At 68.4% G+C, this 3,701-nt stretch carries 2 protein-coding genes and 1 pseudogene; 2 read left to right on the top strand and 1 reads right to left on the bottom strand.

Annotated features, from left to right (window positions below; all coding sequences use genetic code 11):
- Positions 1 to 164 precede the first annotated feature (164 nt).
- Positions 165 to 353: pseudogene (locus LHA35_RS27950) on the top strand (transposase domain-containing protein); the annotation flags it as partial.
- 87 nt (positions 354 to 440) lie between these two features.
- Positions 441 to 713 carry a transposase gene (locus tag LHA35_RS27955; protein WP_226614602.1) on the top strand — a complete coding sequence of 91 codons (273 nt, stop codon included), beginning with the start codon at positions 441 to 443 and terminating at the stop codon, positions 711 to 713.
- 102 nt (positions 714 to 815) lie between these two features.
- Here the strand turns inward: LHA35_RS27955 and LHA35_RS27960 are convergent, their stop codons facing one another.
- Positions 816 to 2,465 (bottom strand): hypothetical protein, encoded by a 1,650-nt coding sequence (locus tag LHA35_RS27960; RefSeq protein ID WP_226614597.1) that lies wholly within the window; start codon positions 2,463 to 2,465, stop codon positions 816 to 818.
- Positions 2,466 to 3,701: the final 1,236 nt, after the last annotated feature.

The following is a 3,701-nucleotide window of genomic DNA, read 5'->3' on the forward strand; positions in this document are numbered from 1 at the left end:
GAAGGTTCGAACTCGCGGGCAAGGTCGGCCGGGTCGCGTCCGGCACGGACCAACTCGACCATCTGGCGCCGGAACTCCGGTGCGTAGGCAGGATGGGGTCTGGGCATCGCGGACACCTCGCGCGAAAGCTTCGTTGATGTCCATCGAGGCGGGGCAAACCCATCGTGGGTAGCGATGCTGGTGGGCAGCGGGCCGCGATCATCTACACCATCGCGGAGACTGCGAAGCTGAATGGCCTCGACCCGGAGGCCTACATAACCGCCGTTCTCAATCGGCTCGCAGGTGGCCATCCCATCAGCCGCATCGACGAGCTGCTGCCCTGGAATTTCCGGCCAAGCTGTCAACCCGCCTGAATGCGCTGACGCTCACGGCGCGGCGGCCATGCAGGCCTTCATCGACGGCTTCGCGGCGCCCCTGCCGGAGAGGGTGCATGCACCCTGCTGCTTGACGGCGCCGGATGGCACACCGCGGACGCCATCACCGTGCCGGCCAACATCAGCCTGATCTTCCTGCCACCCTACGCGCTGGAGCTGAACTCGGTGGAGCGGATCTGGCTCTACCTGCGCAAGCGCTTTCTCTCGCCCCAGCTCTTCTCCGACCTCAGCGCCATCTTCGACGGCTGCTGCGACGCCTGGAACCGCGTTGTCGCCGAGCCGGGCCGCATCGCCTCCCCGACCGACTACCCCTACCTCCGGTCGGTCAGAACGTCATGAGCGGGGTATGAGGCGTCCGCTCCGCGGGTGGGCAAGCCCGGAGGGGAACTATCCATCCTGGCCGGAGCGCACGGGCCGCTCGCTCCGCTGCGGCGGCAAGCGTCAGGAGATCACCACCTTCAGGCGCGCGACCATCCAACGCAGATCGCGCCAGACCTTCTCGTCGTAGCGGGCGAGGATGGCGGCATCCGCTGGTGCGTTGTGCTGCGTCTTGATGATCAGGCCGTCGCCGCCGTTCCGATCCACCAGGATCAGTCCGTAGTCCTGCGCGGCCCTCGCGATGACCCGCCCGGCATCGCTTGCGAACCCGTGCGCATCAAGGTCGATCTCGGGCGGGATCGCCAGCCGGCTGCCCATCGGAAGGGTCCCGCGATAGCGATTGGTGCGATCCCAGGCGAGCGCCGGCCAGCGCGCCGCAGGCGCGAGCTGGGCCTCGGGTCCGTAGAGCGCCAATGCGTGCGGCACTCCGCCCGAAGCGATCTCGCGATCACGGATCGTGCCCGCATGGACGGGGATCAGCGAGGCGCAGACGCCGCCCTCGTCGCCGGCTAGCGCGCCGCGGGCGTCGGTGACGCCATAGGAGAAGCAGACGATGCGACCGTCGGAGAGGACGACCGGGCTATAGGCCTCGAAGACTAGGCCGTCGGGCTGAAACACCGCGAGGTAGCCGTCGGTGTCAGGCGGCGGGCGCACGCCGCGAGGACAGCGCACCCGCAGCACCGTGCCCCGTGCCGGCGGCGGCGCGGGCCGAAATTCCGGGACGTCTGGCAGGGCCCAGCCCGAGGGCGAAGATGTCTGGTAGACGTAGCGCGACCGCACGCCCAGCGGGGAGGACGGGAAGTCGGGGCGCGCGCGCATGAGGATCGCGGCCTCGACCACGGCGTCGTTGCCGGCGCGCTTCCAAACCTTGTCGTGGACCCGCATCCAGGCATCCGGATGGTAGAGCACCTCCACCAGAGGATCGCCCGGCTTGGCCACGTAGATGGCGGTGGTGATCGGCGGCGACAGCCAGCCGCCCAGGACGATGTTGAGCGCCCCGAAGCCGCGGGGCGCGGCGACGAGGTGGGCACCGGCGCCGACCCGCCGGTTCCAAGGGCTGTCCGCGTGGCCCGGCCGCGCGATGTGGTCCGCTGCCTCGGTGCCCGTATGGCGGCCGACCAGGCCCGGGCGGGACAGCGTCGGCAGATGCCTGCCGGCTTCAAGTCCGATCCCGCCGTCGTCGAAGTTGTAGTGCGACAGGACGAGGCCGCGAAGCTGCACGAAGGACGCTTCGATCACTGCCGCGTCGCGGCGCGCCGCGTACTCGATCTCGGTCCACCGCAGACCCGGCGGCACAGGCGAGCGGAGATAAAGCCGGGCACTCCGCGCGTCCCACCAGTGGTCGCCGGGCTGCGACATCAGCGCCCGCACGGGGCTGCGCCGTCCGGGCGCGCCGTCCAGCGTGACGACCAGGGGCTCGACACCGACGTCTTCGAGATACCAGAGGTCGGCCGGTATGTCGGAGGGACTCGTGCTGCCGCAGGCTATATCGTCGAAATTCACCGCAAATTCAGCAGCGTGGGAGCCCGCTAGGCCGAAGCCGGCGTGATAGGCGCCGTCCGGCAACAGCACTGCGTTCAGGCGGTGGCTCGGTTCGGTGCTGCCGCGCAGATAAAGCTCGAGAGCGCCGCGTCCTGACGCGGGCACGCCGGCAAGCACCAACCGGAACCCGATCCAGGCACTGGCAGGCACGGGGGTGCCGTTCGCTTCCATTGCCATCGCCGAGGTGCCGAGGCCCAGCCTGAACTGGCCGCCGGACCACTCGAGCCAGAGGCCGGACGCATCGCCTCCCCCGTCCGCCGCGGTGGCGAATCCAGCGAGCCAAGCCCGTGACCCGTCCCCGCCTGCGCGTCCACCATCGATGCGAAGCCAGCCGCCGATCTCGGGCCGGGCGCCCCCAAGGGGTCGGCTTGTCCAGCTTTCCCCCTGAACATTCGCACAACGCCAGGACTGCCGGCCACTCCGCGCGTGACGACGGTCGGCTGCCCCGGAGACTCGCGTCCAGGCCGGATCAGGCCGCTCCGCCTCGAAGCTTTCGCGCAAAAGAGAGCCCGGCGAACGGGGCTCCCGCCGCCAAGCCGCGGCAGGACCCGCCAGAACGCCGCAGGAAAGGCGCGGTGGCGGTCCGTTTCCGTAGGGCTCGACCGTGGCGCCGGCCGCGCCGATGACGAGCGGCTCTCTGAAGGTGGACCCTGCTCTCAACTTCAGCAGGCCACCAGGCCGCAGCCTAGCCACCGCACGGGCGAGCGTCGCGAACGGCCGCGCTTCTGAACCGTCGGCGATTGCATCGTTCCCGCCCGTACTATCCGCGTAGAGAGGAGGCGGTGGATCCTCGCCATCCGGGTCACCGACGCTTCGCGCCGTTTCCATGGCTGCTCCGCGCTGCTGTCCGGACTGCTCCGACACCGCACCTCCCCGGTCCAGGCTAGAGCGGCAGCCCGGCTCTGGCAGGTCAGAGTAGGCACCCTCGACCGCAGTAACACGCACAAGCGCGTGCGACAGTTCATCAATCAAATATTGCATATCACGCCGTAAGTTTTCCTTAACTGTTGGTTGTTTTGCTTCAAGGAATAGACAATGTTTGATTGAGGTTTTGATGCGGCGCACAATTCGAGGGACCGGCTTTCACGACAGCATCAAGGGCGGCACCAAGACCGAAAGAATTGAGGGGCTGGCCGGGAATGACACCCTTTTAGTCTTACTGTGTCACTTGCTTCTTGGCCGTATACGCTGTTTCTGCAGGCAGCAGGGGCAGCGCGGGAGGAGGTGGACAAGGCCGACGGTGAGGCGGCGGCGAATGCTGGCGATTGAGTGCGGCACGTGGCGCTCAGGCCGGACCGGCACCGCGCGGCTGGAAGCCTTTGGATAGCGCAGGTGTCTTGAGCCGCCGCGCGGTGAAGCGGGATTGAGGGGGGAAAAGGCAGCGCTCGGCCACGAGGAAGCCGTAGG

It is taken from the genome of Roseicella aerolata (genome assembly GCF_020523605.1).
Classification (GTDB): domain Bacteria; phylum Pseudomonadota; class Alphaproteobacteria; order Acetobacterales; family Acetobacteraceae; genus Paracraurococcus; species Paracraurococcus aerolatus.